General features: G+C 63.4%; 19 protein-coding genes and 1 pseudogene. 9 read left to right on the top strand and 11 right to left on the bottom strand.

Annotated features, from left to right (window positions below):
* Nucleotides 1-175: 175 nt before the first annotated feature.
* The 7 genes and pseudogenes from F8A90_RS13800 to F8A90_RS13770 form a co-directional block, all read right to left on the bottom strand.
* Complete coding sequence (locus tag F8A90_RS13800; RefSeq protein ID WP_200017497.1) at nucleotides 176-607, bottom strand: GNAT family N-acetyltransferase; 432 nt, start codon at nucleotides 605-607, stop codon at nucleotides 176-178.
* Nucleotides 604-1,848 carry a cupin domain-containing protein gene (locus F8A90_RS13795; protein WP_200017496.1) on the bottom strand — a complete coding sequence of 415 codons (1,245 nt, stop codon included), beginning with the start codon at nucleotides 1,846-1,848 and terminating at the stop codon, nucleotides 604-606. Before F8A90_RS13795 ends, F8A90_RS13800 begins: the two co-directional genes overlap by 4 nt.
* A 271-nt stretch (nucleotides 1,849-2,119) precedes the next feature.
* Entirely contained in the window at nucleotides 2,120-3,487 is a 1,368-nt protein-coding gene (purB, locus tag F8A90_RS13790; protein ID WP_200017495.1) for an adenylosuccinate lyase, read from the bottom strand.
* Nucleotides 3,488-3,640: 153 nt separating this feature from the next.
* Nucleotides 3,641-4,276, bottom strand: a complete 636-nt coding sequence (gene hflD / locus F8A90_RS13785; protein WP_200017494.1) for a high frequency lysogenization protein HflD — start codon at nucleotides 4,274-4,276, stop codon at nucleotides 3,641-3,643.
* Nucleotides 4,273-5,454, bottom strand: coding sequence for a tRNA 2-thiouridine(34) synthase MnmA (gene mnmA / locus F8A90_RS13780; RefSeq protein ID WP_200017493.1), 1,182 nt, complete (start codon nucleotides 5,452-5,454; stop codon nucleotides 4,273-4,275). The genes hflD and mnmA overlap by 4 nt, the downstream gene beginning before the upstream one ends.
* Before the next feature lie 200 nt (nucleotides 5,455-5,654).
* Complete coding sequence (locus F8A90_RS13775; protein WP_043333853.1) at nucleotides 5,655-6,104, bottom strand: NUDIX domain-containing protein; 450 nt, start codon at nucleotides 6,102-6,104, stop codon at nucleotides 5,655-5,657.
* 170 nt (nucleotides 6,105-6,274) lie between these two features.
* Nucleotides 6,275-6,889 (bottom strand): annotated as a pseudogene (locus F8A90_RS13770) (pseudouridine synthase); the annotation flags it as partial.
* Nucleotides 6,890-6,989: 100 nt separating this feature from the next.
* On the opposite strand from F8A90_RS13770, the gene icd reads away from it, so the two are divergent.
* From icd to clpA, 3 genes are all read left to right on the top strand, one after another.
* Nucleotides 6,990-8,252: an NADP-dependent isocitrate dehydrogenase gene (gene icd, locus F8A90_RS13765; RefSeq protein ID WP_043333852.1), complete on the top strand. Its 1,263-nt coding sequence runs from the start codon at nucleotides 6,990-6,992 to the stop codon at nucleotides 8,250-8,252.
* Between the two features lie 499 nt (nucleotides 8,253-8,751).
* Nucleotides 8,752-9,153: an ATP-dependent Clp protease adapter ClpS gene (gene clpS / locus F8A90_RS13760; RefSeq protein ID WP_082388342.1), complete on the top strand. Its 402-nt coding sequence runs from the start codon at nucleotides 8,752-8,754 to the stop codon at nucleotides 9,151-9,153.
* A gap of 33 nt (nucleotides 9,154-9,186) precedes the next feature.
* The gene (gene clpA / locus F8A90_RS13755) at nucleotides 9,187-11,451 is read left to right on the top strand and encodes an ATP-dependent Clp protease ATP-binding subunit ClpA (RefSeq protein ID WP_043333850.1); all 2,265 of its coding nucleotides are present in this window, start codon (nucleotides 9,187-9,189) and stop codon (nucleotides 11,449-11,451) included.
* Nucleotides 11,452-12,026: 575 nt separating this feature from the next.
* Here clpA and infA read toward each other — a convergent pair.
* The 3 genes from infA to aat all read right to left on the bottom strand — a co-directional run bounded on the left by infA (nucleotide 12,027) and on the right by aat (nucleotide 14,122).
* On the bottom strand, nucleotides 12,027-12,245 hold the full coding sequence (gene infA, locus F8A90_RS13750) for a translation initiation factor IF-1 (RefSeq protein WP_024953359.1): 219 nt from the start codon (nucleotides 12,243-12,245) through the stop codon (nucleotides 12,027-12,029).
* A gap of 320 nt (nucleotides 12,246-12,565) precedes the next feature.
* Nucleotides 12,566-13,369 (bottom strand): arginyltransferase, encoded by an 804-nt coding sequence (locus F8A90_RS13745; RefSeq protein ID WP_200017491.1) that lies wholly within the window; start codon nucleotides 13,367-13,369, stop codon nucleotides 12,566-12,568.
* Nucleotides 13,370-13,405: 36 nt separating this feature from the next.
* Complete coding sequence (aat, locus tag F8A90_RS13740) at nucleotides 13,406-14,122, bottom strand: leucyl/phenylalanyl-tRNA--protein transferase (protein WP_166018918.1); 717 nt, start codon at nucleotides 14,120-14,122, stop codon at nucleotides 13,406-13,408.
* A gap of 170 nt (nucleotides 14,123-14,292) precedes the next feature.
* On the opposite strand from aat, the gene F8A90_RS17720 reads away from it, so the two are divergent.
* The gene (locus F8A90_RS17720) at nucleotides 14,293-18,339 is read left to right on the top strand and encodes a DNA translocase FtsK (protein WP_200017490.1); all 4,047 of its coding nucleotides are present in this window, start codon (nucleotides 14,293-14,295) and stop codon (nucleotides 18,337-18,339) included.
* A gap of 207 nt (nucleotides 18,340-18,546) precedes the next feature.
* Entirely contained in the window at nucleotides 18,547-19,215 is a 669-nt protein-coding gene (gene lolA, locus F8A90_RS13730) for an outer membrane lipoprotein chaperone LolA (protein WP_200017489.1), read from the top strand.
* Between the two features lie 131 nt (nucleotides 19,216-19,346).
* Here lolA and F8A90_RS13725 read toward each other — a convergent pair whose 3' ends face one another.
* Nucleotides 19,347-20,714, bottom strand: coding sequence for a replication-associated recombination protein A (locus tag F8A90_RS13725; protein WP_200017488.1), 1,368 nt, complete (start codon nucleotides 20,712-20,714; stop codon nucleotides 19,347-19,349).
* A gap of 311 nt (nucleotides 20,715-21,025) precedes the next feature.
* Here F8A90_RS13725 and F8A90_RS13720 point away from each other — a divergent pair, with 311 nt between their 5' ends.
* From F8A90_RS13720 to F8A90_RS13705, 4 genes are all read left to right on the top strand, one after another.
* Nucleotides 21,026-21,574: a hemerythrin domain-containing protein gene (locus tag F8A90_RS13720; protein WP_166018914.1), complete on the top strand. Its 549-nt coding sequence runs from the start codon at nucleotides 21,026-21,028 to the stop codon at nucleotides 21,572-21,574.
* Between the two features lie 282 nt (nucleotides 21,575-21,856).
* Nucleotides 21,857-23,410, top strand: a complete 1,554-nt coding sequence (locus F8A90_RS13715) for an NAD-dependent succinate-semialdehyde dehydrogenase (RefSeq protein WP_200017487.1) — start codon at nucleotides 21,857-21,859, stop codon at nucleotides 23,408-23,410.
* A 99-nt stretch (nucleotides 23,411-23,509) separates the two neighbouring features.
* Nucleotides 23,510-25,000, top strand: coding sequence for an aminotransferase (locus F8A90_RS13710; protein WP_200017486.1), 1,491 nt, complete (start codon nucleotides 23,510-23,512; stop codon nucleotides 24,998-25,000).
* 3 nt (nucleotides 25,001-25,003) lie between these two features.
* Nucleotides 25,004-26,113, top strand: coding sequence for a pyridoxal-phosphate dependent enzyme (locus F8A90_RS13705; protein ID WP_200017485.1), 1,110 nt, complete (start codon nucleotides 25,004-25,006; stop codon nucleotides 26,111-26,113).
* Nucleotides 26,114-26,167: the final 54 nt, after the last annotated feature.

Here is a 26,167-nt window from a genome sequence, read left to right as displayed (position 1 = left end):
CGTTGGCAAACAGTCGTTTTAATATTTCTCAATGACGTCATGATGTCAGTATCCATGGGGCTTTTGGAATGATGATTTGGTCAAGGAGCGGGTTGTAGCCAGACTACAAGACACTTCAAGGCACAAAAAAACCGGCCCCAGATGGGGCCGGTTTTCCTGAGCATGACGCTAAAATTCAGTTCAGAATCAAGCGCATGCTGCGGTGCGGTATGCCGGCGTCGAGAAACTCGCCGCCGTAAGCCGTGAAGCCGAGGCGTTGATAGAATTCCAGCGCATGGGTCTGAGCATCCAGCAGTACTTCAGCATGGCCAGCCTCACGCGCAGCATGGATGACCGCTTCCATCAGGCGTTGGCCAAGCCCCAGCCCGCGCGCTTCGGCGAGGATGGCGACGCGGCCGACATGGCCGTCCGGCAACAGACGGGCCGTGCCGACGGTACGACCATCCAGATGCACGAGGAAGTGTTCGCAGACATCGTCGCGTCCGTCCCACTCTTCCTCCTGCGGCACCTGCTGTTCCTCGATGAACACGACGCGGCGGATCTCGCTGGCCTCGTTGCCCAGCGTCTGCCAGTCGCCCCGTTCCAGGCTGATCATGGCGTCACTCATTCTTCATCGTCCTCTTCGTCCTGAAGGTCACATTCCAGTATCAGGCTGCCGCGGTTGATCAGCGCCGTCAGCAGGCTGACCACGGCACTGCGATCAAGGTCTGCCGTGGTGTAGTCAAGCAACACCGCCGTGAGGCGCTGATCAGAGGCCAGCGCTTCCGCCAGCGGCTGAGGGGCCGGGATGCCATCGCCATCGACGAACAGCGTGCTGGTGCCATTCTCACCGTGACGGAAGGCGAAGCGTGAGCCCAGGGAGCGCACCAGTACGCCTTCATCTTCCAGATACTCGACCAGCTCATGCGTCTTTAGGGCCGGTTCGCGGGTGGCGAGCTGCTCCAGATACTTGGGCTGGGTCATGTAGCGACCGAACCACTGTGCCAGCTGGGTCGGGTTGTCCAGCGTGCTGAGCAGCAATTCGCGCACACGCTCCAGCGAGGCGTCGTCCAGCTCGCCGGCATTGGCGACCGGTGCCATGCCCTGATCACGGTAGCGCAGCGATTCCGGCAGGCTGGCACCCAGATAGTCGGCGTAGGAGGTGACGACTTCATCGGCGGACGGTGCACGGAAGCCGACGGAGATGGTCATGCAGTCATCGGACTGGCTGACGCCGTGGTGCGCCAGGCGCGGCGGCACGTAGAGCATGTCGCCGGGTTCCAGCACCCAGTCCTCGCCCGGCGTGACCTCGAAGTGCTTGAGGATGCGCAGGTCGATGCCATCGATGATCTCGGCGTCGTCACCGTGCATGCCACCCAGCTGCCAATGACGCTGGCCCTGGGCCTGCAGCAGGAAGACATCGTAGTTGTCCAGATGCGGGCCGACGCTGCCACCGGTCGGCGCGTAGCTGATCATGATGTCATCGAGGCGCCAGCGCGGCAGGAAGGTGAAGGGCTCGAACAGCGCGGCGACATCGGGGACGTAATGGTCCACCGCCTGCACCAGCAGGCTCCACTGGCTGTCGTCCTTGGCGTCGAGACGCGCGAAGGTCGCTTCATCGAAGGGGCCGTGGCTGACCTGCCAGGCCTTGTCCGGGCCGTTTTCCTCGACCAGACGCGCTTCGATGCCATCTTCACAGGCCAGGCCGGCCAGTTCATCGGCTTCCAGCGGCGTCTCGAAGTCTGCGAAGGCCCCGCGGATCAGCAGTGGCTTCTGCTGCCAGTAATCGCGCAGGAATTCACGGATGCTCAGGCCGCCCAACAGTGCCAGTGGCGTGTCGGTGTCGCGGGGGGCGGGGGATGTGCTCATGCAGAACCTCTCGAACGCGAACGGCAGCCTGTCAGGGGGCAGCGGTCTCGCGATGACGTCGTTGAAGCCGTTTTGCCGGATGGCAGAAGGCGATGCGTTCCATGCCAGCCCAGGTGGGGCGTGGCATGTCGTGCCCACTGACGGAGAGCATCAGTGGTCGTGAATCCAGTGTGTCGCTTAATGTGCAGCGTGCTGCATGCTGGCTAATACGCAATGCATGACGCCGGAGCAGAGGCCCCGGCGTCTCAAGACTTGCAGTGACCTGCGCCGCTTAGAGCGCCTTGGCCTGTGTGATGGCGTTGCCGATGTAGCTGGCCGGGCTCAGCGCCTTCAGCTCGGTCTTGACGTCTTCCGGCAGTTCCAGCGTCTCGATGAAGGCGGCGAAACCGGCCTGGTCGATACGCTTGCCACGGGTCAGCTCCTTGAGCTTCTCGTAGGGCTTCTCGATGCCGTAACGACGCATGACGGTCTGGATCGGCTCGGCCAGCACTTCCCAGCTGTTGTCCAGATCAGCGTTCAGACGCTCCGGATTGGCTTCCAGCTTGCTGATGCCTTTCAGGGTCGCCTGATAGGCGATCAGACCCTGCGCCAGGCCGGTGCCCAGGTTGCGCAGCACGGTGGAGTCGGTCAGGTCACGCTGCCAGCGGGAGATCGGCAGCTTCTGTGCCAGATGGCCCAGCACGGCGTTGGCGATGCCCAGATTGCCTTCGGAGTTCTCGAAGTCGATCGGGTTGACCTTGTGCGGCATGGTGGAGGAGCCGATCTCGCCGGCCACGGTACGCTGCTTGAAGTAGCCCAGCGAGATGTAGCCCCAGACGTCACGATCGAAGTCGATCAGGATGGTATTGAAGCGGCAGATGGCATCGAACAGCTCGGCGATGTAGTCGTGCGGCTCGATCTGGGTAGTGTACGGGTTGAAGGTCAGCCCGAGGCTCTCGACGAAGGTTTCGGCGTTGGCCGCCCAGTCGATGGCCGGATAGGTGGTCAGGTGGGCGTTGTAGTTGCCCACGGCACCGTTGATCTTGCCGAGCATCTCGATGCGTTCGATCTGGGCCAGCTGACGACGCAGACGCGCGGCGACGTTGGCCATTTCCTTGCCGAGGGTGGTCGGGCTGGCCGTCTGGCCGTGGGTGCGCGAGAGCATCGGCTGTTCGGCGTGCTGGTGGGCCAGCGCGACGATCGCTTCGGTCACTTCACGCATCTGCGGCAGCAGCACCTTGTCCAGGCCGCCACGCAGCATCAGGGCGTGAGACAGGTTGTTGATGTCTTCACTGGTGCAGGCGAAGTGGATGAACTCGGTGACGGCGTTGAGTTCGGCGTTGCTCTCGACCTTTTCCTTCAGGAAGTACTCGACCGCCTTCACGTCGTGGTTGGTAGTGCGTTCGATGTCCTTGATGCGCTGGGCATCCTCGACACTGAATTCACTGACGATGCTATCCAGAACGGCGTTGGCATCCGCGGAGAAGGCCGGCACTTCAGCGATCTCGGCGTGGGCGGCCAGGCGTTGCAACCAGCGCACCTCGACGATGACGCGGGCACGGATCAGGCCGAATTCACTGAAGTGCTCGCGCAGGGCCTCGGTCTTGGCGCCATAGCGGCCATCGACGGGAGACAGGGCGGTGAGGGCGGACAGCTGCATGATGAGAATCTTCCGATGGTGGCAGGACATGATGCGCTGCCGGTTCAAGTGTCTCGGAGCCCGGTTGATGGGCTCCAGCGTTGTTGAAGCGAATTCGGGTGTGGATCAGGTTGCGTCAGGTGACGCGCTGGCGCGAGCGCGAGCGGTCTCGGCTCAGCCCAGCTGCTGCAATGACTTCTTGAGCGCGCTGCGCTGGAAGACCAGCTTCCAGCGACGGCCACCCTGCTGGTCCCACAGCAGGGCGAAGCGCACGCCTGCCAGCAGGGCACAGCGGATGCGTTCCGGCATCATGCGCTGCTGCAGCAGGCCGGGGTCGCCCTGCACCACGATCCGATAGTGGAAGGTGGAGAGGGTCTGCTGGTAGAGCTCGCCCAGACTGGCGATCACGTTCTCGTGGGTCGGCCCGAAGTGTTCTGCCTGGCCCTGGATGCGTGTGAGACCCGCGCCCAGCTTGTCCAGCATGTCCGGGTCCTTCTTGAGCTTGCTCATCAGCATCACCAGCGAGAAGCCATAGCGCATCACCACGGGCGAGACCTGGCGACGTTCCATCACTGCACTGACGGTGTCGATGCCGAGCCGCAGGCGATTATGGTGCCCGCCGTAGATGGCTTCGAAGCTTTCGGGATTGGTATCCAGCGTGGCATTGACCAGGGTTTCCCAGGCGCGCTCATCGCACTGGCCATGGCGGGCCAGCTCATCGACCAGCGCAGCTGCCTGGAAGACGCCCGCCAGCGAAAGTGCCTGGCGGGTAGTGGTATCAGTGACGGGACGGATCGGCACGCTGGTCATTGCGCGGCGGACTCCTCGGGGCCAGAGAGCGGGGCGGTGGAAGCGCTGGCGTCCACCGCCGGAAGTTTCCAGGCGGCGTCGATCACGCCGCCGCCCAGACAGATGTCGCCGAGATAGAAAACGGCGGACTGGCCGGGCGTGACGGCGCGTTGCGGTTCATCGAAACGCACCTCGACACGCTGGCCGTCATTGACGATCAAGGTCGCGGCCTGATCTTCCTGGCGATAGCGGTTCTTGCAGCGAATGCGCAGCTCGCCATTGGCGTCGGTCTGCGGCGGCTCGCCCGCGACCCAGTCGACGGATTCGGTGCTCAACGCCTGAGTGTAGAGCAGGTCGTGGTGCTTGCCTTGCACGGCGATCAGCACGTTGCGCTCCAGATCCTTGGCACACACGAACCAGGGCGCGTCCGGATAGCGCTTGAGGCCGCCAATTCCCAGCCCCTGGCGCTGGCCGAGGGTGTAGTACATCAGGCCCATGTGCTCGCCGATGACGTCGCCATCGGGGGTCTCGATCTTGCCGGGCTGAGCGGGCAGGTACTGCTTGAGGAAGTCGGCGAAACGCCGCTCGCCGATGAAGCAGATGCCGGTGGAATCCTTCTTGCGCGCGGTGATCAGCTCATGCTTCTCGGCGATGGCGCGCACTTCGTGCTTCTCGAGCTCACCGACAGGGAACAGGGTGCGCGCGATGGCCGCCTGCGGCACGGCATGCAGGAAGTAGCTCTGGTCCTTGTTGGTATCCAGGCCCTTGAGCAGGCGCGGGAGACCATCACGCACGCCGCCACGCACGTAGTGACCGGTGGCGATCAGCTCGGCGCCCAGCATCTCGGCATACTCGAGGAAGACCTTGAACTTGATCTCGCGGTTGCACAGGATGTCGGGATTCGGCGTGCGGCCCGCCTTGTACTCGGCCAGGAAATGCTCGAAGACGTTGTCCCAGTATTCCGCGGCGAAGTTGGCGGTGTGCAGCTTGATGCCGAGCTTGTCGCACACGGACTGGGCGTCGGCCAGGTCTTCGAGGGCGGTGCAGTATTCGCTACCGTCGTCTTCGTCCCAGTTCTTCATGAACAGGCCTTCGACGTGGTAGCCCTGCTCCATCAACAACAGGGCAGAGACGGAGGAGTCGACACCGCCGGACATGCCGACGATGACCTTGGTTCTGGTACCGGTTTCAGCGGTCATCAGTTCTCTCGTCACCCGCATGGCCGCGGGTTGTCACAAACAGGGGAGGCGGCAGCCCCGTCATTCTGGCGCCGCTTGAATTGGCGGGATTATACCTGAATGCGGGGGGGGGATTCACCCCGCCTGCGCCGTCTACCGCACTGGGCCAGATGCGCCGCTCGCAGCATGCCCGGCGGCGGACTTGCTGCGCGGACAATCGCTCAATCGTGCAGCACATCCAGCGGGAAACGCTTGCCGCGCTGGCTATCGCGGATGCGACGGGTCACCAGCGGGCTGCGCAGGCGGCCCATGTCCTCGAGTTGCTCGATCTCCTCAAGCGACAACCAGTGCGTTCTGACGATGTCAGGGTCCAGCGGCGTGCACAGGTGCTCAAGGGCGGCGGCCTCGAAACTGTGGGAGTGGAAGTGGGTGCCATCCTCGGCCACATGCACATAGAGGCCGAGATAGCCGGTCAGCAGGATGCGCCAGGCAGTTTCCTCGCGGACTTCGCGTTGCACGCCGTCGATGATGCGCTCATGGGGTTCGAGATGGCCGGCGGGCTGGTTGAACACCGTGCAGGGCCCGCCCTTGTCTTCCTCGACGATCAGGTAGCGCCCGGCGCGTTCGACGACGCAGGCGACGGTGACATTCGGGGTCCAGCGAGCAGCCATCAGGATTTCCTTCCTTTCTTGGGAGATGAGAGACGACGGGAGGGGGCGCCGGGTGTCTTGCCTTCAGTCTGGCCAGAACTCCGACTGGAACCCCGACCTGAGCCCTTGCCGCTCTTGCCCGCGCTGTTGCCTCTATCGCCACTGCCCCGTGGGCCAGCGTTGCCGGTGCGGCGCTCGCCCGGCTTGCCCGTCGCGCCCTTGTGGCGTGGCGAGCGGGACTCACGGCGAGGTGGCGCTGGCATCTCGACTTCCTCGCTGCGCCATTCACCGGGGGCAAGGCCATCGAGCTTCCACGGGCCGATGGCCGCGCGGATCAAGCGCAGGGTCGGCAGGCCGACGTGGGCGGTCATGCGGCGTACCTGGCGATTGCGACCCTCGCTGATGATGATCTCGAGCCAGTGGGTCGGAATGCTCGCGCGATAGCGCACAGGGGGTTGCCTGTCTGGCAACTCGGGGGGCTCGATGCGCCGCACTTTGGCTGGGCGCGTCATGCCATCCTTGAGTTCGACACCGGCACGCAGCGCGGCGATGGCCTGCTCGTCAGGGGCACCTTCCACCTGCACCCAGTAGGTCTTGGGCTGCTTCTTTCTCGGGTGTGCGATCTGGTGGGAGAGCGCGCCATCACTGGTGAGCAGCAGCAGTCCCTCGGAGTCATAGTCGAGGCGCCCGGCGGCATAGACATCCGGCACGTCGATGAAATCCGCGAGTGTCTGGCGGCCCTGATCGCGGTCGGTGAACTGGGTCAGGACGCGGTAAGGTTTGTGAAGCAGATATATGAGAGACATGGTTTAGACTTTTGTCGCGGCTGCCGTATAAGCCTACTGTGAGAAGCGGCACGGGTGCTATACTCGCGCCTCCACTGAATCCATGACAGGGGAGTTATCAATGGGGTTCCAGAAGATTGTCGTCCCGGAAGGCGGTGCCAAGATCACCGCAAATTCCGACAATACCCTCAACGTTCCGAATAATCCGATCATCCCGTTCATCGAAGGCGATGGTATCGGTGTGGACGTGACTCCGGCCATGAAGATTGCCATCGACGCTGCTGTCGACAAGGCCTATGGCGGCGAGCGCAAGATTCACTGGATGGAAGTCTACGCCGGTGAAAAAGCCACTCACGTTTATGATGCTGACACCTGGCTGCCGGAAGAGACTCTCGAGGCTGTCAAGGATTACATCGTTTCCATCAAGGGTCCGCTGACCACTCCGGTGGGCGGTGGTATCCGCTCCCTGAACGTCGCTCTGCGTCAGAAGCTGGATCTGTACACCTGCCTGCGCCCGGTGCGCTGGTTCACTGGTGTGCCGAGCCCGGTCAAGAAGCCGGCTGACGTCGACATGGTCATCTTCCGCGAAAACTCCGAAGACATCTATGCCGGTGTCGAATGGAAAGCGGGAACGCCGGAAGCCGACAAGGTCATCAAGTTCCTGCGTGAAGAGATGGGTGTCACCAACATCCGCTTCCCGGAGAACTGCGGTATCGGCGTCAAGCCGGTCTCCGAAGAAGGTACCAAGCGTCTGGTCCGTCAGGCTGTCCAGTACACCATCGACAACGACCGTGAGTCGCTGACCCTGGTGCACAAGGGCAACATCATGAAGTTCACCGAAGGTGCCTTCAAGGACTGGGGCTACGAAATCGTCAAGGACGAGTTCGGCGGCGAGCTGCTGGATGGCGGCCCGTGGATGACCTTCAAGAACCCGAACAACGGCAAGGACATCGTGGTCAAGGACGTCATCGCTGACGCCATGCTCCAGCAGATCCTGCTGCGTCCGGCGGAATATGACGTCATCGCTACCCTGAACCTGAACGGTGACTACCTGTCCGACGCTCTGGCGGCGGAAGTGGGTGGTATCGGTATCGCGCCGGGTGCCAACCTGTCCGACACCGTCGCCATGTTCGAAGCGACTCACGGTACTGCACCGAAGTACGCTGGCCAGGACAAGGTCAACCCGGGCTCCGTCATCCTCTCTGCCGAGATGATGCTGCGTCACATGGGTTGGGTCGAAGCGGCTGATCTCGTGCTGAAAGGCGTCGAGAAGGCCATCGCCAAGGGCGAAGTCACCTATGACTTCCATCGCCTGATGGACGATGCCAAGCTGCTGAAGTGCTCCGAGTTCGGTCAGGCTGTTGCTGACAACATGGATGCCTGAAACCCTGCGTTGATCTGATGCCCAGGCATCAGGTTACGTGACAGGTTTCAGCAGAAGGCCCCCGGACATGTCCGGGGGCCTTCTTGCGTTTGAGATGGAAGCTTCTCGGTTGCGCGCTCAGTCTGCTGCCAACGATTGCCCTTCATGGGCGTCGTGCGTGGATGTTCTGTGCTGGGCGTGCTGCGCGGTAATATCCCGGCCTGCATCGGGCGGCGAGACGCTTGAATGGGGCGCCAGTTGGCCATGCCTGTCGAGAGGTGCTTGTCGTGTATGTGAGCGAAAATGCATGCAAATGCTCGCATTCATGTCAGAGCGTCGCGATGCAGGCATGAACGTGTACGCTCAGGCGTGCGCGACTAAAGCTTGCAACCAGATCGACAAGCCCCCATCTTTTCCTTATCACACCCACATTGAGACGACGTGGCAGCGCTTGACCTTCTCCGCGGCGCGTTGAGGCAATCTGCTTCGTCACGGCTTGTGTTCACCGGATCAGCCCCTTATGTTCAAGACAGAGACATCGCGCGGCAGTCCTCCCTTTCTGGAGACACTGTCGATCAGCAATCAGGCCCCGTCGGCTCAGGAACCCGGATACCAGGAAGACCACGAAGGTGATCTGGCATTCGAGACCGCTGAGCCTGAACTGGCTCCACCACCCATGTACAAGGTCGTTCTGCACAATGATGACTTCACGCCGATGGACTTCGTCGTGGAGGTGCTGACCACCTTTTTCAACAAGGATCAGGAGCAGGCAGTACAGATCATGCTCGCTGTCCATCATCAGGGAAAAGGAACCTGTGGCATCTTCAGTCGCGACATCGCGGAAACGAAATGCCACCAAGTCAATCAATATGCTCGAGAGTGCCAGCATCCGCTGCTGTGCGACATCGACCGGGCGGAGTGATCCGTCCAAGACGCGGCCTAGAGGGGACTTGCCATGTTGAGCAAAGAACTTGAACTGACCCTGAACACGGCCTTCACCGTGGCACGTTCCAAGCGCCACGAATTCATGACCGTGGAACACCTCCTGCTGGCACTGCTGGACAATGCCTCCGCTGCCGATGTCCTGCGCGCCTGTGGTGCCAATCTGGACAAGCTGCGAGTCGACCTTCAGGACTTCATCAATTCCACCACCCCGCTGATTCCGGAAGAGCAGGAAGACCGCGAGACGCAGCCGACGCTGGGCTTCCAGCGCGTCCTGCAGCGTGCCGTCTTCCACGTGCAATCCTCCGGCAAGAGTGAAGTGACCGGCGCCAACGTGCTGGTGGCCATCTTCTCCGAGCAGGAAAGTCAGGCCGTCTACTTTCTCAAGCAGCAGAATGTCGCGCGTGTGGATGCGGTCAATTACATCGCGCATGGCATCTCCAAGGTCGCGGGTCACACCCAGACGCCCCAGGCGTCGGTCGAGAATGAAGAGAGCGAAGAGGCGAGCAGCGAAGGCGGCAACAACCCGCTGACCAACTACGCCACCAACCTCAACGAGCAGGCGCGTCTGGGCAAGATCGACCCGCTGATCGGCCGCGATGGCGAGCTCGAGCGCGTGGTGCAGATTCTGGTGCGTCGCCGCAAGAACAACCCGCTGCTGGTCGGTGAGGCCGGTGTCGGCAAGACCGCCATCGCGGAAGGTCTGGCCAAGCGCATCGTCGAGGAGGACGTGCCGGACGTCATCAAGGAAGCCGTGGTCTACTCGCTGGATCTCGGCGCGCTGCTGGCCGGCACCAAGTACCGCGGTGACTTCGAGAAGCGTCTCAAGTCGCTGCTGGCGGAGCTGCGCAAGGAGCCGAACTCGATCCTGTTCATCGACGAGATCCATACCGTCATCGGTGCGGGTGCCGCGTCCGGTGGCGTGATGGATGCCTCCAACCTGCTCAAGCCGCTGTTGTCTTCCGGCGAGCTGCGTTGCATCGGTTCCACCACCTTCCAGGAATTCCGTGGCATCTTCGAGAAGGACCGCGCCCTGGCGCGTCGCTTCCAGAAGGTCGATGTCATGGAGCCGTCGGTGGATGACACCATCCGCATTCTCAAGGGGCTGCGTGGCCGCTTCGAGGAGCACCATGCCATCAAGTACACCGATGCCTCGCTGGAAACGGCAGTGCGTCTGGCGGACCGCTACATCAACGACCGTCAGCTGCCGGACAAGGCCATCGACGTGATCGACGAGGCCGGTGCCCATCAGCGCCTGCTGCCGGAGAGCATCCGCGTCGACACCATCGATACCGAGCAGGTCGAGGCGATCGTTGCCTCCATCGCCCGCATTCCGCCGAAGACGGTCTCCAGCTCCGACAAGAAGCTGCTGTCCAACCTCGAGCGTGATCTCAAGATGCTGGTGTTCGGGCAGGACGACGCCATCACCGGGCTGTCCGCGGCGATCAAGCTGTCGCGTGCAGGCCTCAAGGCGCCGGACAAGCCGGTGGGCAGCTTCCTGTTCGCTGGCCCGACAGGTGTCGGCAAGACCGAGGTCGCTCGTCAACTGGCGGCGTTGATGGGCATCGAGCTGGTGCGCTTCGACATGTCCGAGTACATGGAGCGTCACACCGTCTCGCGCCTCATCGGGGCACCGCCGGGGTACGTCGGTTATGATCAGGGCGGTCTGTTGACCGAAGCCATCACCAAGCAGCCGCACTGCGTACTGTTGCTGGATGAAATCGAGAAGGCGCACCCGGAAGTCTTCAACCTGCTGCTGCAGGTAATGGACCATGGCCGTCTGACCGACAACAACGGTCGCGAAGCGGACTTCCGCAACGTCATTCTGGTGATGACCTCCAATGCGGGTGCCGAGCAGGTGGCGCGTCGCTCCATCGGCTTCAAGCACCAGGATCACTCCACCGACGCCATGGAAGTCATCCGCAAGACGTTCTCGCCGGAATTCCGCAACCGTCTGGATGGCATCATCCAGTTCGGCGCGCTGGATCTCGCCGTGGTGCGCAATGTGGTCGACAAGTTCCTGGTCGAACTGCAGGCGCAGCTGGATGAGAAGCGCGTGCAGCTGGATGTCGCTGATGAGGCGCGCGACTTGCTGGCGACTCTCGGGTATGACCCGGCAATGGGCGCTCGCCCGATGGCACGCGTGATTCAGGAGAAGCTCAAGAAGCCGCTGGCAGAGATGATTCTGTTCGGCGACCTGTCCGAGTCGGGCGGCATCGTACATGTCACGGTCGACAACGGGGAGCTGCACCTGGAAACGGAAGCGGAAATGGCGTGATCTGACGCTCAGCTTGCTGCCCGGAACGGGCGACATGAACGGTCAGTGCTCAAGCACTGGCCGTTTTTTATGCCTGTCTCTCAGCAAGCTGTCCGCACATGGTGAGCATGGAGTCGATTGCTCAAGCTGGACACGCGCGCACGCCAAGGGGCTCGCGCCATCCTCGAGGGAAGGGCGGGGAGTTGGATGAGTACAGGAGGAGGCGAATGCGTATCGGGGGAAGCGAATGCGTATTGAGGAGAAAATGCCCAGCGGGGATGAGCCGCCTGTCATCATTGAATGGGAGCGAAGACCAGATTGGCGTTCGGGCTCAAGACGCATTCATGGGACAAGGCGGCATCATCGGAATACTCAGGCATACGCCATCGAGGTGGCGGGTGTCTCGCCGCGAAGGGCAAGTCTTGCAACCTCGATGCGTTCCGGGTCCGGGCGGAGGGTTCAGGCGGAGGTGACGCTGGTGCCTGAGGTGCCGGGAACGACCGGTTCAGCCAGCCGGTGTCATGATGATCGCATGCAGGTCCAGGACGTGCAGAGTGATCGATGGCATGGCAACCGGCAGGGCAGTCTGACCGTGCTTAGCGCGAACGGTAGACGATACGGCCCTTGGACAGGTCGTACGGAGTCAGCTCAACCTTGACCTTGTCGCCAGTCAGGATGCGGATGTAGTTCTTGCGCATCTTGCCGGAGATGTGAGCGGTCACGATGTGGCCGTTTTCCAGTTCAACACGGAAAGTGGTGTTCGGAAGGGTGTCGACGATGACGCCTTCCATTTCAATATGATCTTCACGCGCCATATAGGCTGATCCTCACTTATTACAGGGAATACTGCTGGTAGTTCCGAGCCGCCTCAGCACAAAAAGTGCCCGATTCGGGACTTCGATACGCGATATTGTGCCGTAAGGGCGGCGGCAAGGCAAAGTCGAAGCGCGATTGTACGCTCCTTGAGCGCCTGTGGGCAGCTCAGGAGGAAGATAAAAATCGGCATCTTGCGTCGGGGCAAATCCCGGAAGGCGGTTGGTCGGCACTCGGCGCTGTCTGGTGGTCCCAGCCAGCTGAGCGTTGCGTCACCTTGGCGTTGTCAGACTGCTTGCGTCGAGTGGGCGCCCGTAGCGTGTCACTTGCCGGATGTCACTGACGCGCCTTGCTTGACCAGGCTCAGTGGCAGATGGCTGTCGGTATGGTTGGCCGGTATGCGTCGCCGCCAGTGGCTGCCATCCAGATACTCGAGCGGCTGGAAATGCTGCTTGTAGTTCATCTTGCGGCAATCGCGAATCCAGTAGCCCAGGTAGAGGTGGGTCAGGCCTTCGCGGCGTGCCTGCTCAATCTGCCACAGCACCGCGTAGGTCCCCAGCGAGCGCTGATTCAGTGACTCATCCGGATCGTAGAAGGTATAGATGGCGGACAGGCCATGACTCATGCGGTCCATGGCGGCGACGGCCACCAGACGGCCATCGAGACGAAAGCTCACCAGGCGGGCATAGTCATCGCGGGAGGTGAGGAAGGTGCGATACTGCTCATGACTGGGCGGGAACATGTCGCCATCCGCGTGACGGCTGCGGATATAGTGGGCGTACAGGCGATAATGCTCGGGGTCGAAGAGTGCCGGCCCCTCTTCGATGACCAGGTCGGCATTGCGACGCATCAGACGCTTCTGGGTGCGGTTGGGTGTGAAGTCGGCGATCGGCACGCGCACGGAAATGCAGGCACGGCAATCACCGCAATGCGGACGATAGAGGTGAGAGCCGCTGCGGCGAAAGCCGAGCAGGGCAAGGGCGTCATAGACACCGGAATTGGGCGCTTCCTGCGGATCGAGAAACAGTGTGGTCGCCTGGCGGCCTTCCAGATAGCTGCAGGCGTGCGGTACCGTCAGAAAGAAGCGCAGATCGCGTTGCGGTTGCTTGGGGGTATTGCTGCTCACCGTTGCATCATCTCCCTCTTGGAATTGCCGTGGCCATCATTCCCGGGCGTGCTGCGTGGGCCAGGATGTCAGTGACCACTTGCCCTCATGCCCTTGGCCAGTGGCATACTGGTCAAGATAGCTGATGAAATCGCTGCGGGCGATGCTGCGGGCACCAAGACTTGCCAGGTGCGGAGTATGCATCTGACAGTCGATCAACGGAAAATCCCGTGCCCTCAATTCCTGGCACAGGATCACCAGCGCCAGTTTCGAGGCATCGGGTACGCGCGAGAACATCGACTCGCCGAAGAAGATGCGTCCACAGGCGACGCCATACAGGCCGCCCACCAGAGAATCGCCCTGCCAGACTTCAACGCTGTGGGCATGTCCCATGGCATGCAGGGCGATGTAGGCCTGCTGCATTTCTGGCAATATCCACGTGCCCGCCTGGCCATCGCGAGGAATGCTGGCGCAGGCATTGATCACACCGGTAAAGTCGCGGTCGATACTGTAGCTCAGGCCTGCATTGCGCAGGCGCTTGGCCAGACTGCGGCGTACACGGACTTCCTCTGGCTTGAGCACCATGCGTGGGTCCGGTGACCACCACAGGATGGGGTCACCCGGACTGAACCAGGGAAATATGCCGCGGGGGTAGGCTGCCAGCAGCCACTCGGGACTGAGTTCGCCCCCTGCACACAGCAGGCCGTCGGGCTCGTTCAGGGCGGTGGATGCATGCGGAAAGCGGACAGGGGCAGGGGGAAGCCAGGGAAGCATGGGCAGCCTCTTGTCGGTTCGGAAAGATGCACGGAGCAATGGGCTCCTGGCGCCTTGGCGTCATGAGCAGACGTGAATCGGCAATTATGACGTCACTGCCATCGAATGGTTATGATAACCGGCTGAAGGTACATGGAAAATCGCCCACAAGGTGCAAGGGGGATGGCGACTTGACTGCCAAGAGTGCCAGAAAGACAAGTCGGGAACAGGCCAAGCCTGAAACCCGTAGCCGCCGTGCGGCAGCAACACCCAGGAAGCGTGCCCGCCAGAAAGCGGACTCGCCGGGCTTCTTCGCGCGTCTGCGCGGTGCTTCGTCCACTGAGGCCAGCCCGGCACGCAAGACGCCGAGCGTCTCGAGCAAGCCTACGAGGAAGGATGCCAGCGGCCAGCCTGCTGCCAAGGCTAGAAACAAGCCGCGCGTGCAGGAAGAGAGCCCCGCAGCCCAGCGCCGCGCCGAGCGTCAGGCAGAGCGCGCCGAACGCCAGGCCATCCGCGCCGAGCAGCGTGCGGAGAAGGCAGCGCGACCACCGTCACGCCTGACTACCACCCTGCAGGGCGTCAGCCGTGAAGGCGTGGTCATTCTCATGCTCAGCCTCTGCGTCTTCATGCTGCTGGCGCTGTTCAGCTATGCGCCGACGGACCCCGGCTGGTCCTACAGCGGTCCTGAGCTGACGCCCAGCAACTGGATGGGCAGCATCGGCGCCTGGCTGTCAGACGTACTGTATTCGCTGTTCGGCGGCAGTGCCCTGTGGTGGCCGGCGATGCTGGGCTTCGGTGCCTGGCGTCTTATGCGTCAGCCCAGTACTGAGCTTGTGTGGGACCCGACGACCATCGCGGTGCGCGCTGGCGGCCTGTTCCTGCTGATCATGGCGACCTGTGTCATCGGTGATATCCAGTTCTACAGCCCAGATAGCCAGCTGACCAACGGCGCGGGTGGCATTCTCGGCAAGGGCATCGCCGGCGCGCTGACGCCATTGATCGGCATGGGCGGCACGGTACTGGTCGCGATGGCCAGCTTCCTGTGCGGCTTCACGCTGTTTACCGGCATGTCGTGGCTGACGGTCATGGATGAGCTGGGCAATGGCTGCATGCGGGTGTCCGGCTGGTTCGCCGAGCGCTTCAACAGCCGCCGCGACGACCAGGACGCCTACGATGACGAGGCAGCCTACGCCGAAGAGTCGCTGACGCACGAGGACGGTGAAGAGGATGACTCGGATCGCGACCCGGCCCCCAGACTGAGCTGGTGGCAGCGCCTGTTGCCGGGCCACCGTGCCCGAGAGGAGGAGTGGGACGAGGACAGCGACGAGATTCTGCTTGGTCGCCGTCAGGAGGCAGAGGGCATCGCCGCCGAGCCGCGCGGCCAGCGCCGTGTCGAGCCGTCTCTGGATGGCGGCACCGACGAGGCCATCAGCGCTCGCGATGACTTCGCGGATGACCGCAGCACCGATATTCCGTGGCAGACCGCTGAAACCACGCCTTCCGCCAAGGTGCCGGGCGCTGCCTACACCGAGCGCATGACGGTGCAGAGCGCCAATGTCAGCATCGAAGGGGTTGATCTGGCTGCGGCTCTGAAGACCGCCGTGGCGGCAGAGGCTGCCTCCGCGCCGCGTGTCGCGCATGCCGATGTCACGCGCTCCCGTCTGCCGCAAGCCGCTGCCATTGAAGCCGAGCGTCAGCGTCATGCTGACGCCACAGCCACGGCACAAGCTCCCAAGGCGCCGACGCCAGGCCCTGCCGTCGAAGATACGGCATCAGCCTCCGGCAGCTTGGCTGCCCCTGCTGCCTGGGATGCCGCCTCTGCCTTTACGCCGACCGCTCGTCACGATACGGCTCGTCATGAGGCTGCCCGTCACGAGACGGCGCAAGACGCTCAGGCGCAGAGCGAGGCCGAATCTCACAAGGCTCAGGCCCAAGAGCTGGCTCGCGAGCAGGAAGCGCAACGCTTGGCTGAACAGGAAGCGCAGCGTCTGGCAGAGCAGGAGGCGCAGCGCGAAGCAGAACAGAAAGCACAGCGCGAAGCCGAGCAGAAAGCGCAGCGGGAAGCCGAGCATCAAGCGGCAGAGCGACAAGCGCAGCTCGAGAAACAGGCGCAGCTTGAGAAAGAGGCACAGCGCGATGCGCAACTTGCGCGCGAGCGCAGCGGTGCCGCGCCGGATAGCCGCAACCAGCCGCCGGAGCCCAGGGACGACGATGATGCGCCCCTGCACGGCAATGGTGGTCAATTCGCCACGGCCGCAGGGCTGGCTGCCGGTGCGGGTGTGATGGCGGCCGGTGTCGCGGCGGCCTCATCCGAGACTCCCGCTCGCAAGGCGGTCGTCTCCTGGGATGATGCCTTCGAGCAGCCGACGGGCAACGCGCCGACACCGGCAGACGCGCCTGCGCCGCCGCAGCATGCTCCTGAGCCGCGTCAGCCTGCAGCTCCTCATCAACCGGCCGAGCCGGTCGCGCCAGCAGAACCTGATTCCGTTGCGCCTCAGGCCGAGCATGTGCCGCCTTTCGAGGCGCCGACAGCCACGCAGGAAGCGACACCCGCACCGGTTGAGCGCCCGTCCTGGGCCTATGACGGCGATGAGTCCGGCATGGTGCCGGGCGGTGGCCGTCTGGCGACGGCGGAAGATGCGCAGGCGGCTGCCAGTGATCCCTCCGGCCCGACCCTGTGGACCGTGGAGCACATGCAGAGTCAGCGCCATGAAGGTGCCGATCACGAGGATGAACCGGAAGGGGATCTGCCGCAGCTGAGCCTGCTGACACCGCCGGACGAGCAGAAGCCCAACTACAGTGAAGAAGAACTCGACCAGATGGCCGAGCTGCTGGTGGTGCGTCTGCGCGAATATGGCGTCAAGGCCGAGGTGGCGGATGTGTGGCCGGGGCCGGTCATCACGCGCTTCGAGATTCAGCCGGCGCCGGGCGTCAAGGCGTCCAAGATCTCCAACCTGTCGACGGACCTGGCGCGCTCACTGCTGGTCAAGAGCGTGCGGGTGGTGGAGGTGATTCCGGGCCGTCCCACGGTCGGCATCGAGATCCCCAACCCCAACCGTGCCATGATCCGTCTGCGCGAAGTGTTCGATTCCGATGCCTACCAGCTGGCGGAATCTCCGGTGACATTGGCACTGGGTCAGGACATCGGTGGCGCACCTGTCGTGGCCAACCTCGGCAAGATGCCGCACCTGCTGGTCGCCGGTACCACCGGCTCGGGCAAGTCGGTCGGCATCAACTCGATGCTGATCTCGATGCTGCTCAAGGCCACGCCGGACGAAGTGCGCATGATCATGGTCGACCCCAAGATGCTGGAGCTTTCCGTCTATGACGGCATTCCGCATCTGCTGGCGCCGGTGGTGACCGACATGAAGGAGGCCGCCAACGCCCTGCGCTGGTGTGTCGCCGAGATGGAACGTCGCTACAAGCTGATGGCCGCCATGGGCGTGCGTAACCTTGCCGGCTTCAATGCCAAGATCGATGAAGCCGAGGCGCATGGCGCCCAGATCGCTGATCCGCTGTGGGAGCCGCAGCCCTGGGAGATGCACCAGCATCCGCCGGTGCTCGCCAAGCTGCCCTATATCGTGGTGGTGATCGACGAGTTTGCCGACATGTTCATGATCGTCGGCAAGAAGGTCGAGGAGCTGATCGCACGTCTGGCCCAGAAGGCGCGTGCCGCGGGGATTCACCTGATTCTCGCCACCCAGCGTCCGTCGGTGGACGTGGTGACCGGCCTGATCAAGGCCAACATCCCGACGCGCATGGCCTTCCAGGTCTCCTCCAAGATCGACTCGCGCACCATCCTCGATCAGGGCGGCGCCGAGGACCTGCTGGGCCACGGTGACATGCTCTACCTGCCGGCCGGTGCCGGCATGCCGACGCGCGTTCACGGCGCCTTCGTCGATGATGACGAGGTTCACCGTGTGGTCGACGACTGGAAGCGTCGCGGCTCGCCGGAGTACATCGAGGAAATCCTCACCGGTGGCGTGCAGGCCGATGCATTGGCCGGTCTCGAGGCCGAAGGCGAGGACAGCGATGCCGAGCAGGATGCGCTTTACGATGAGGCAGTGGCCTATGTGGTCGAGTCGCGTCGTGCTTCCATCTCTGCCGTGCAGCGTCGCTTCAAGATCGGGTACAACCGCGCCGCGCGTCTGGTCGAGGCGATGGAGATGGCGGGTGTCGTCTCCGCGATGGGCACCAATGGCTCGCGGGAAGTGATAGCGCCCAACCACAGCGGCTAGTCGCCGCAGGCCTGGTCGTTGCACGCTGGAACACACGAAGGGGAGCTTTTTGCTCCCCTTCGTGTCAAAGACGTCAGATAACAGATCACTGTCAGCAGGATATTGGCAGCAATCATCCCGAATCGCTGAAATGATGAGGGTCAGATGCAGGGCATCGGTGCCCGTTGCCGAGGCTTGCCACTGGTCTTCCTCATCGCAAGGAGTGTCATGATTACACCGTCACGTTCTTTCATTTCTTCGTTGACCGCTCGTCTGGCCAAGGGGCTGGGCGCCGCGCTGATGCTGGGCATGGCTGCTCTGCCAGCTCACGCCGAGGAATCGGCAGGCGATCGCCTGTCGCGCCTGCTGGAGCCGCTCAAGACCTATGCTGCCGACTTTGACCAGCAGATCCTCGATGCCTCCGGTCAGCGTCTGCAGGAAGCCAAGGGCAAGATGTGGCTGTCGCGCCCGGGCAAGTTCCGCTGGAGCGTCGATGCGCCGTACCGTCAGGAAGTGGTGTCGGATGGCAAGGAAGTCTATCTGCATGACCCGGACCTCGAGCAGGTCACCGTGCAGCCGCTGGATGAGCGCGTCACCCACACGCCGGCGCTGTTGCTGTCCGGTCGTGCCAGTGAGCTGACCGCCAACTATGCGGTCAAGCGTCAGCAGCAGGGCGCACGTGAGACCTTCACGCTGACACCCAAACAGGCCGATACGCTGTTTGAAAGCCTCAAGCTGACCTTCGACAGCGAGCAGCTCGACATGCTGCAGATGGCGGATTCCACCGGTCAGCGCACGGCGATCGACTTCAGCAACGTGCAGTACAACCCGTCGCTGCAGGATAGCCGTTTCGTGTTCCAGATCCCGCAAGGCGCCGACGTCATTCGCGAGCAGTGATCACGCTCAAGGGGCAGCGCAAACCCTGAATATGCTTGAACAAACAGGAACGCCCGGACCAGATGGTCCGGGCGTTCCTGTTTATCGCGGTTATTGCTCGGCAGCCATGTGTGCGCAGGATTCGCCGCAGATCAGTTCTGCCCGGGCATCTCGCCACGGTCTGCGGCGGCGTCCTGCTCGCGGCGCCAGCGCTCAATCTCGGCGAAGCGCTTCTCGCCACCATGCTGGGTCGGGCGATAGAACTGCTGGGTCGGCAGCTCTTCTGGCCAGGCATTATGGGAGCTGCCGGCCGGATAGCCATTGGGCTCGTTGTGGGCATAGCGATAGCCTTCGCCCATGCCCAGCTCCTTCATCAGCGTGGTCGGGGCATTGCGCAGATAGACCGGCACCCCGAAGTGGGGCTGCTGGCGCACGAAGGCCTTGGCTTCCTTCCAGGCCACCTCGATGGCGTTGCTCTTGGGCGCGATGGCCAGGTGGATCGCCGCGTGGGCGATGGCGCGCTGGCCCTCATAGTCCCCCAGGCGCAGATAGGCGTCCCACGCGGCGATGGTCAGCGGCAGGGCGCGTGGGTCGGCGTTGCCGACATCCTCTGAGGCAATCGCCGTCAGGCGCCGCACGACATCCAGTGGGTCGCCGCCACCATCCATGAAGCGCGCCATGTACAGCAGCGCCGCGTCGGGCCGCGAGGAGCGTATCGACTTGTGGATCGCCGACAGCAGGTCGTAATAGTCATCGCCCTGCTTGTCGAAACTGGAAGCCTGATGGCCGAGCACGGCCTCCAGCGAACTGTCCTCGAGTATCTCGCGCGTTCCCCCCTCGGCGTCTGGCTCACGGCGCACGAAGTCACAGGCGGTCTCCAGCAGGCCCAGGGCACGGCGTGCATCGCCGGAGGCCGAGCGCGCGATGCGGGTCAGCGTCTCGCGGCTGGCGTCGATGTGACGCTTGCCGAGGCCGTTGACCTCATCCTGCAGGGCGCGCGTCAGCACCTCGATCAGGTCTTTCGTCTCCAGGGCCTTGAGCACGTAGACCCGCGCCCGTGACAGCAAGGCGGAGTTGACCTCGAAGGACGGATTCTCGGTGGTCGCGCCGATCAGCGTCAGCAGGCCGGATTCCACATGCGGCAGCAGGGCATCCTGCTGGCTCTTGTTGAGGCGATGGATCTCATCGAGAAACATCACCGTCTGGCGATCGCTGGCCTGGAAGTGTCTGGCGCGCTCCACCACCTCGCGGATGTCCTTGACGCCGGCCATCACCGCCGAGAGCTGCTCCAGATGGGCATCACAGCCCTTGGCCAGAATCTCGGCCAGCGTCGTCTTGCCGACGCCCGGCGGCCCCCACAGGATCATCGAGCGCACCACCCCGGAGGCCACCATCTGGCGCAGCGGCATATCAGGTCCGACCAACGCTGTCTGTCCGATGTAGTCATCCAGGGTGCGGGGACGCATGCGGAAGGCCAGTGGCGCATGGGAATTCGAGGCGGTATCGGCAAAAAGATCCATCGGCGAGTCTGGCTCCGGCAGGCGTGGGGCAGTATTGCGCTCATCATGGCCGATCCTGCAGGCCTGTACAAATCAGCAGGGTGGCGCGCTCGATCAGCGGCCTCAGGCCGCGCGTGGCATTGCACCAGACTGTCATGTTTTCCTGACAGCATGACACGCTCATTTAGGCAATCCCACCCAACGTCTAACTGGCGCTCGGGGGATGTGTCCTACACTTCTAGGTGACGACATTGCTACATTCGGTAGCAATGCCCGAGGCGGCAGCGCTGTCTGCCAGCATCGGCCACCTGTTCCGTAAGGAGGAGGAAGTCATGCCCAATGTGACTCAGCTGCGCCAGGACCACGCCAACATGGCCCGTCTGCTGCACGTGCTTTCGCACCGCCACAAGACGCTTGTCAGTGGTGAGCGTCCCGACTTTCGCATGATGCGTGAGGTGGTGGATTACATTCTCGATTACATGCAGGGCTTCATCATTCCGCTGGAGCGTCAATGCACCCAGATGCTGTGCGAACGCTCCGAAGACGCCGCGCCACTCTGTCAGCGCCTTATCCAGCAATATCGCACCCTGCACGAGCGTCTGGACAAGCTGTCTGACAACCTCGACAGCATCCTGATGGACCAGATCATCCCGATGGATCAGTTCAATGCCGACCTGCGCGAATATGTGGAGGCACACCGTGATTATCTGCGTGCCGAGCGCCAGGAGCTGTTCCCGCTGATGCGCGACAACCTCAGTGACGAGGAATGGCAGCAGCTGACCGATGCCATTCCGCATGCGCGCAGCGAGCTTGAGCGCCTTCAGGAAGCCTACCCGGAACTCTACGCCGAGCTGACCGAGAGTGATGTCGTGACCGCCTGATCCATGGCGGTCCAATCAGTGACGTTCTGACACTTGACGTTCTGAGCCATGACGCTCTGATCTATAACGGTCTAGTCAGGAACTCGCCACACAGAAAGAATCCGCACTTTGCCCGCCACAACAGAAAGAACGCCAAGTCGTTGGCGGGTATTCCGAAAGTCTCCATGTCGTATCTCCCCCACACTGAGGTCATCACATGACGCCCGCCGCGTTTCGGTGGGCGTCGTCCTTGGCGGTGTTCCGCCTTCTCAGATGACGGCCGTGCGGCCCGGGAGACAAGCGATGAGTGCTCAATCTCTTGCACGACAGTGGGCAACTTCCCAGGACGGAGCGACGTCCGAGCACACCCAGTTCGCCAGCGAAGGCATTGCCCTGGAAGATCCGCGCCTGTTTCGCCAGCTCGCCTATGTGAATGGCTGCTGGGTGCATGGCGAAGGTGGACGTGAGGAGGCGGTCTTCGACCCCGCCACCGGCGAGCGCCTCGGCCAGGTGCCGTGGCTCGAGGAGGCGCAGATCGACGCCGCCATCGCCACCGCCGATGAGGCCCAGCGGGAATGGCGCAAGCTGCGCGTCGATCAGCGCGATGAGCTGCTGGATGCCTGGTACGACCTCATCCGCGCCCACAAGGAAGACCTGGCCATGCTGATGACGCGTGAGCAGGGCAAGTCGCTGGACGATGCGCGTGGCGAGGTGGAATACGGCGCCAGCTTCGTTCACTGGTTCGCCGAGGAGGGCAATCGTGCCTTCGGCGAGACCATCCCCAGCCACATCCCCAATGCCGCGCTGGGCACCGTGCGTGAGCCCATCGGCGTGGCTGCGCTGATCACGCCGTGGAACTTCCCGCTCGCGATGATCACCCGCAAGGCTGCCGCCGCGCTGGCGGCCGGTTGCACGGTGCTGGTCAAGCCGGCCGGCGAGACGCCGTTCTCGGCGCTGGCGCTGGCGGAGCTGGCCGAGCGCGCCGGCATTCCCGCCGGTGTCTTCAGCGTCATCACCGGCGAGGCCTCCGAGGTCTCGAAGCAGCTGTGTGATGACCCGCGTGTCGCGGGGCTCTCGTTCACCGGCTCCACCCGGGTCGGGCGTCTGCTGCTGAAACAGTGCGCCGACAGCGTCAAGCGCGTCTCGCTGGAACTGGGCGGCAATGCGCCCTTCATCGTCGGGCCGGACATGGACCCCGAGGAGGCGGCGCGCGCCGCCGTCGATGCCAAGTTCCAGACCTCCGGTCAGGACTGCCTCGCGGCCGACCGTATCCTGGTCCACGACAGCCTCTACGAGGACTTCCTGAGCCACTTCGCGCGCATCATGAAGCAGCTCAAGGTCGGCAACGGTCAGGTGAAGGGGATCGACCTTGGCCCGCTGATCCACCGCGATGCCGTCGCCAAGGCGCAGACCATCGTCGATGACGCCGTCGAGCGGGGCGCGCGACTGATCCACGGCGACCAGAGCATGGCGCCGGGCCCCAACTTCTTCATGCCGGTACTGCTGGCCGACATCACGCCCGACATGCGCGTCTGGCGCGAGGAAACCTTCTCGCCGGTGGCCGGCATCACCGCCTGGCACGATGAGGAAGAGGTGATCGCGATGGCCAACGACACCGAATACGGCCTCGCCGCCTACGTCTATACCCACGATGTGCGCCGCATCTGGCAGCTGATGCGTGGCCTGCGCTTCGGCATGGTCTCGGTCAATTCCGTCAAGATGACCGGCGCGCCGATTCCCTTCGGCGGCGTCAAGCAATCCGGCCTGGGCCGCGAAGGTGGCCGTCAGGGGCTCGAGGAATATCTCGATATCAAGTACTACTGTCTGGGTGGACTGGAAAGCGCCTCCGGAAGTTGAGACGGACACCCTTCACTGTCACATGTCGATCATGGCGACTGGTGGCCATTGAGCAACCCCACCGGTCGATCGCCCCTAGTTGAGCATTCGGAGAGTCACATGAGCACCGATAACACCCAACGTCAGTCTGTCGGCTTCGATGACAGCATCAGCACCGACGAGCTGATTCGTCGTGATCGCAAGGTCACCTTCCATGCCTCCACCCACCTGCGTGATTTCGCCCAGGGCGATGCCCCGGGCCGCGTGATCACCGGCGGCGAAGGCATTCGTATCCGTGAGCGCGACGGGCGTGAGCTGATCGACGGCTTCGCCGGTCTCTACTGCGTCAACATCGGTTACGGGCGCACGGAAGTCGCCGATGCCATCCACGAGCAGGCCCTCAAGCTCAGCTATTACCACACCTATGTCGGCCACTCGAACGAGCCGCAGATCGCGCTGTCCGAGAAGATTCTCGAACTGGCCGGGCCTGGGATGTCCAAGGTCTACTACGGCATGTCCGGCAGTGATGCCAATGAGACCCAGCTCAAGCTGGTGCGCTATTACCACAACGTGATCGGCAAGCCGGAGAAGAAGAAGGTCATCTCGCGCTGGCGCGGCTATCACGGCTCCGGCATCGCTTCCGGCTCGCTGACCGGGTTGGCGGCCTTCCATGATCACTTCGACCTGCCGATTGCCGGCATCCTGCATACCGAGGCACCTGACTACTATCGTCGTCCCGCCGAGTGCGCCGAGATGAGCGAGTGTGAATTCTCTACCTGGTGCGCCGACAAGCTCGAGGCGATGATCCAGGCCGAAGGGCCGGAGACCATCGGCGCCTTCATCGGCGAGCCGGTGCTGGGCACCGGTGGCATCGTGCCGCCGCCGGAGGGCTACTGGGACGCCATCCAGGCCGTACTCAAGCGTCACGACATCCTGTTGATCTGCGATGAAGTGGTGTGTGGCTTCGGGCGCATCGGCAGCCAGTTCGGCTATCAGCACTTCGGCATCAAGCCGGATCTGGTCACCATCGCCAAGGGCCTGACCAGCGCCTACCAACCGCTGTCCGGGGTCATCGTCGGTGACCGCGTGTGGAAGGTGCTGGAGCAGGGCACCGGTGAATTCGGCCCCATCGGCCACGGCTGGACCTACTCCGGTCATGCGCTGGGTGCCGCCGCCGGTGTCGCCAACCTGGAGATCATCCGTCGCGAGGGTCTGGTGGACAACGCCCGCGATACCGGTGCCTATCTGCAGAAGGCCATGAAGGAAGCCTTCGCCGATCACCCCATCGTCGGCGACGTGCGTGGCATCGGCCTGCTGGCGGCGCTGGAGTTCTCGCCGCAGCCGTCACAGCGCAAGGCGTTCGATTCCGCGCTCAAGGTCGGCCCGCGCATCTCGGCGGCAGCCCTCGAGGAGGGGCTGATCGCCCGTGGCATGCCGCAGGGCGACATTCTCGGCTTCGCGCCGCCGCTGGTGGTCACCCCCGAGGAGATCGATGACATCATCGCCCGCGCGCGCCGCGCCGTGGACAAGGTTCACCAGGAACTGATCGCGAGCGGCGACCTCGCTTCCGGTGATTCCGCTTCTGGTGGCCTCGCTTCTGGTGACAAGTAGGCCATGGCATTGACCCTACCCCCGCTCAAGAGCACACGGGAAACGCCGCTGGCGCTGGCCGATATCTATGCCGCGCGCCAGCGGCTGTTTCATTCATCGATAGCCACGGGCGTCGAACGCACGGCGCTGGTGCCTTCACCGGCGCTGTCGCGCCGCTTCGATGCCGAGATTCTGCTCAAGCTGGAGACCCGCCAGCCCACCGGCGCCTTCAAGCTGCGCGGGGCCAGCAATCTGCTGGCCGCCGTGGCGGATCAGGCCGCTGGAGAGGCCTTCGAGCGCCTCCAGCGCGGCGTGACCACTGCCTCGACCGGTAATCACGGTCGCGCGCTGGCCTACGCCGCGATGCGCCGTGGCTTGAAGGCGGTCATCTGTCTCTCCGAGCAGGTGCCCGCCAACAAGGTGCGTGCCATCGAGGCGCTGGGTGAACTGGGCGGTGCCACTGGCGGCAGTGTCGAGGTGCGCCGGATCGGACGCAGCCAGGACGAGGCCTTCCACGAGGTCAATCGGCTGGTCGAGGAGGAGGGCATGCTGGCGGTGCCGCCCTTCGATGATCCGCTGATCGCAGCCGGTCAGGGCACCATCGGGCTTGAGTTGATGGAGGATTGCCCGCAGCTCGATCGGGTGCTGATCGGACTGTCCGGCGGCGGCCTGCTCGGCGGGATCGGGGCGGCGCTCAAGGCGATTCGCCCCGAGACGCAGGTGCATGGCATCAGCCTCACCGAAGGCGCGGCCATGTGGCATAGCCTGCAGGCAGGCACACCGGTGGAGGTGGAAGAGGTCGCAAGCCTCGGCGACTCACTGGGCGGCGGCATCGGGCTTGGCAATCACACCACGCTGCCGCTGGTGCACCGCGTGATGGATGAACACCATCAGGTCAGCGAGCGTGCCATCGCCCGCGCCATGCTGATGCTGCTGGAAGAGGAGAAGCTGCTGGTCGAGGGCGCCGCCGTGGTCGGGCTTGCCGCACTCGAGGCCTCGCGGCTGGGCGAGACTGACCCGTCACTCGCCGAGTCGATCCGCGGTCAGCGTGTCGCGCTGATCATCAGCGGCAACGGCGTCAGTCTGGAGACCTTCGATCAGGCCCGAGCGCTGCTGGCGGACGATCAGCAGTGATTTTTTCGCCCATGGCTCACAGCGTGAGACAGATGGCGGCATACCAGGAGGAGG

The sequence above is a fragment of the Cobetia sp. cqz5-12 genome, assembly GCF_016495405.1.
GTDB lineage: Bacteria > Pseudomonadota > Gammaproteobacteria > Pseudomonadales > Halomonadaceae > Cobetia.
This window is presented reverse-complemented; position numbering and strand designations above follow the sequence as displayed.

Coding starts and splice junctions, on each gene's coding strand:
- F8A90_RS13800 (WP_200017497.1), bottom strand. CDS start 607: ATGAGTGACGCCATGATCAGCCTGGAACGGGGCGACTGGCAGACGCTG.
- F8A90_RS13795 (WP_200017496.1), bottom strand. CDS start 1,848: ATGAGCACATCCCCCGCCCCCCGCGACACCGACACGCCACTGGCACTG.
- purB (WP_200017495.1), bottom strand. CDS start 3,487: ATGCAGCTGTCCGCCCTCACCGCCCTGTCTCCCGTCGATGGCCGCTAT.
- hflD (WP_200017494.1), bottom strand. CDS start 4,276: ATGACCAGCGTGCCGATCCGTCCCGTCACTGATACCACTACCCGCCAG.
- mnmA (WP_200017493.1), bottom strand. CDS start 5,454: ATGACCGCTGAAACCGGTACCAGAACCAAGGTCATCGTCGGCATGTCC.
- F8A90_RS13775 (WP_043333853.1), bottom strand. CDS start 6,104: ATGGCTGCTCGCTGGACCCCGAATGTCACCGTCGCCTGCGTCGTCGAA.
- icd (WP_043333852.1), top strand. CDS start 6,990: ATGGGGTTCCAGAAGATTGTCGTCCCGGAAGGCGGTGCCAAGATCACC.
- clpS (WP_082388342.1), top strand. CDS start 8,752: ATGTTCAAGACAGAGACATCGCGCGGCAGTCCTCCCTTTCTGGAGACA.
- clpA (WP_043333850.1), top strand. CDS start 9,187: ATGTTGAGCAAAGAACTTGAACTGACCCTGAACACGGCCTTCACCGTG.
- infA (WP_024953359.1), bottom strand. CDS start 12,245: ATGGCGCGTGAAGATCATATTGAAATGGAAGGCGTCATCGTCGACACC.
- aat (WP_166018918.1), bottom strand. CDS start 14,122: ATGCTTCCCTGGCTTCCCCCTGCCCCTGTCCGCTTTCCGCATGCATCC.
- lolA (WP_200017489.1), top strand. CDS start 18,547: ATGATTACACCGTCACGTTCTTTCATTTCTTCGTTGACCGCTCGTCTG.
- F8A90_RS13725 (WP_200017488.1), bottom strand. CDS start 20,714: ATGGATCTTTTTGCCGATACCGCCTCGAATTCCCATGCGCCACTGGCC.
- F8A90_RS13720 (WP_166018914.1), top strand. CDS start 21,026: ATGCCCAATGTGACTCAGCTGCGCCAGGACCACGCCAACATGGCCCGT.
- F8A90_RS13715 (WP_200017487.1), top strand. CDS start 21,857: ATGAGTGCTCAATCTCTTGCACGACAGTGGGCAACTTCCCAGGACGGA.
- F8A90_RS13710 (WP_200017486.1), top strand. CDS start 23,510: ATGAGCACCGATAACACCCAACGTCAGTCTGTCGGCTTCGATGACAGC.
- F8A90_RS13705 (WP_200017485.1), top strand. CDS start 25,004: ATGGCATTGACCCTACCCCCGCTCAAGAGCACACGGGAAACGCCGCTG.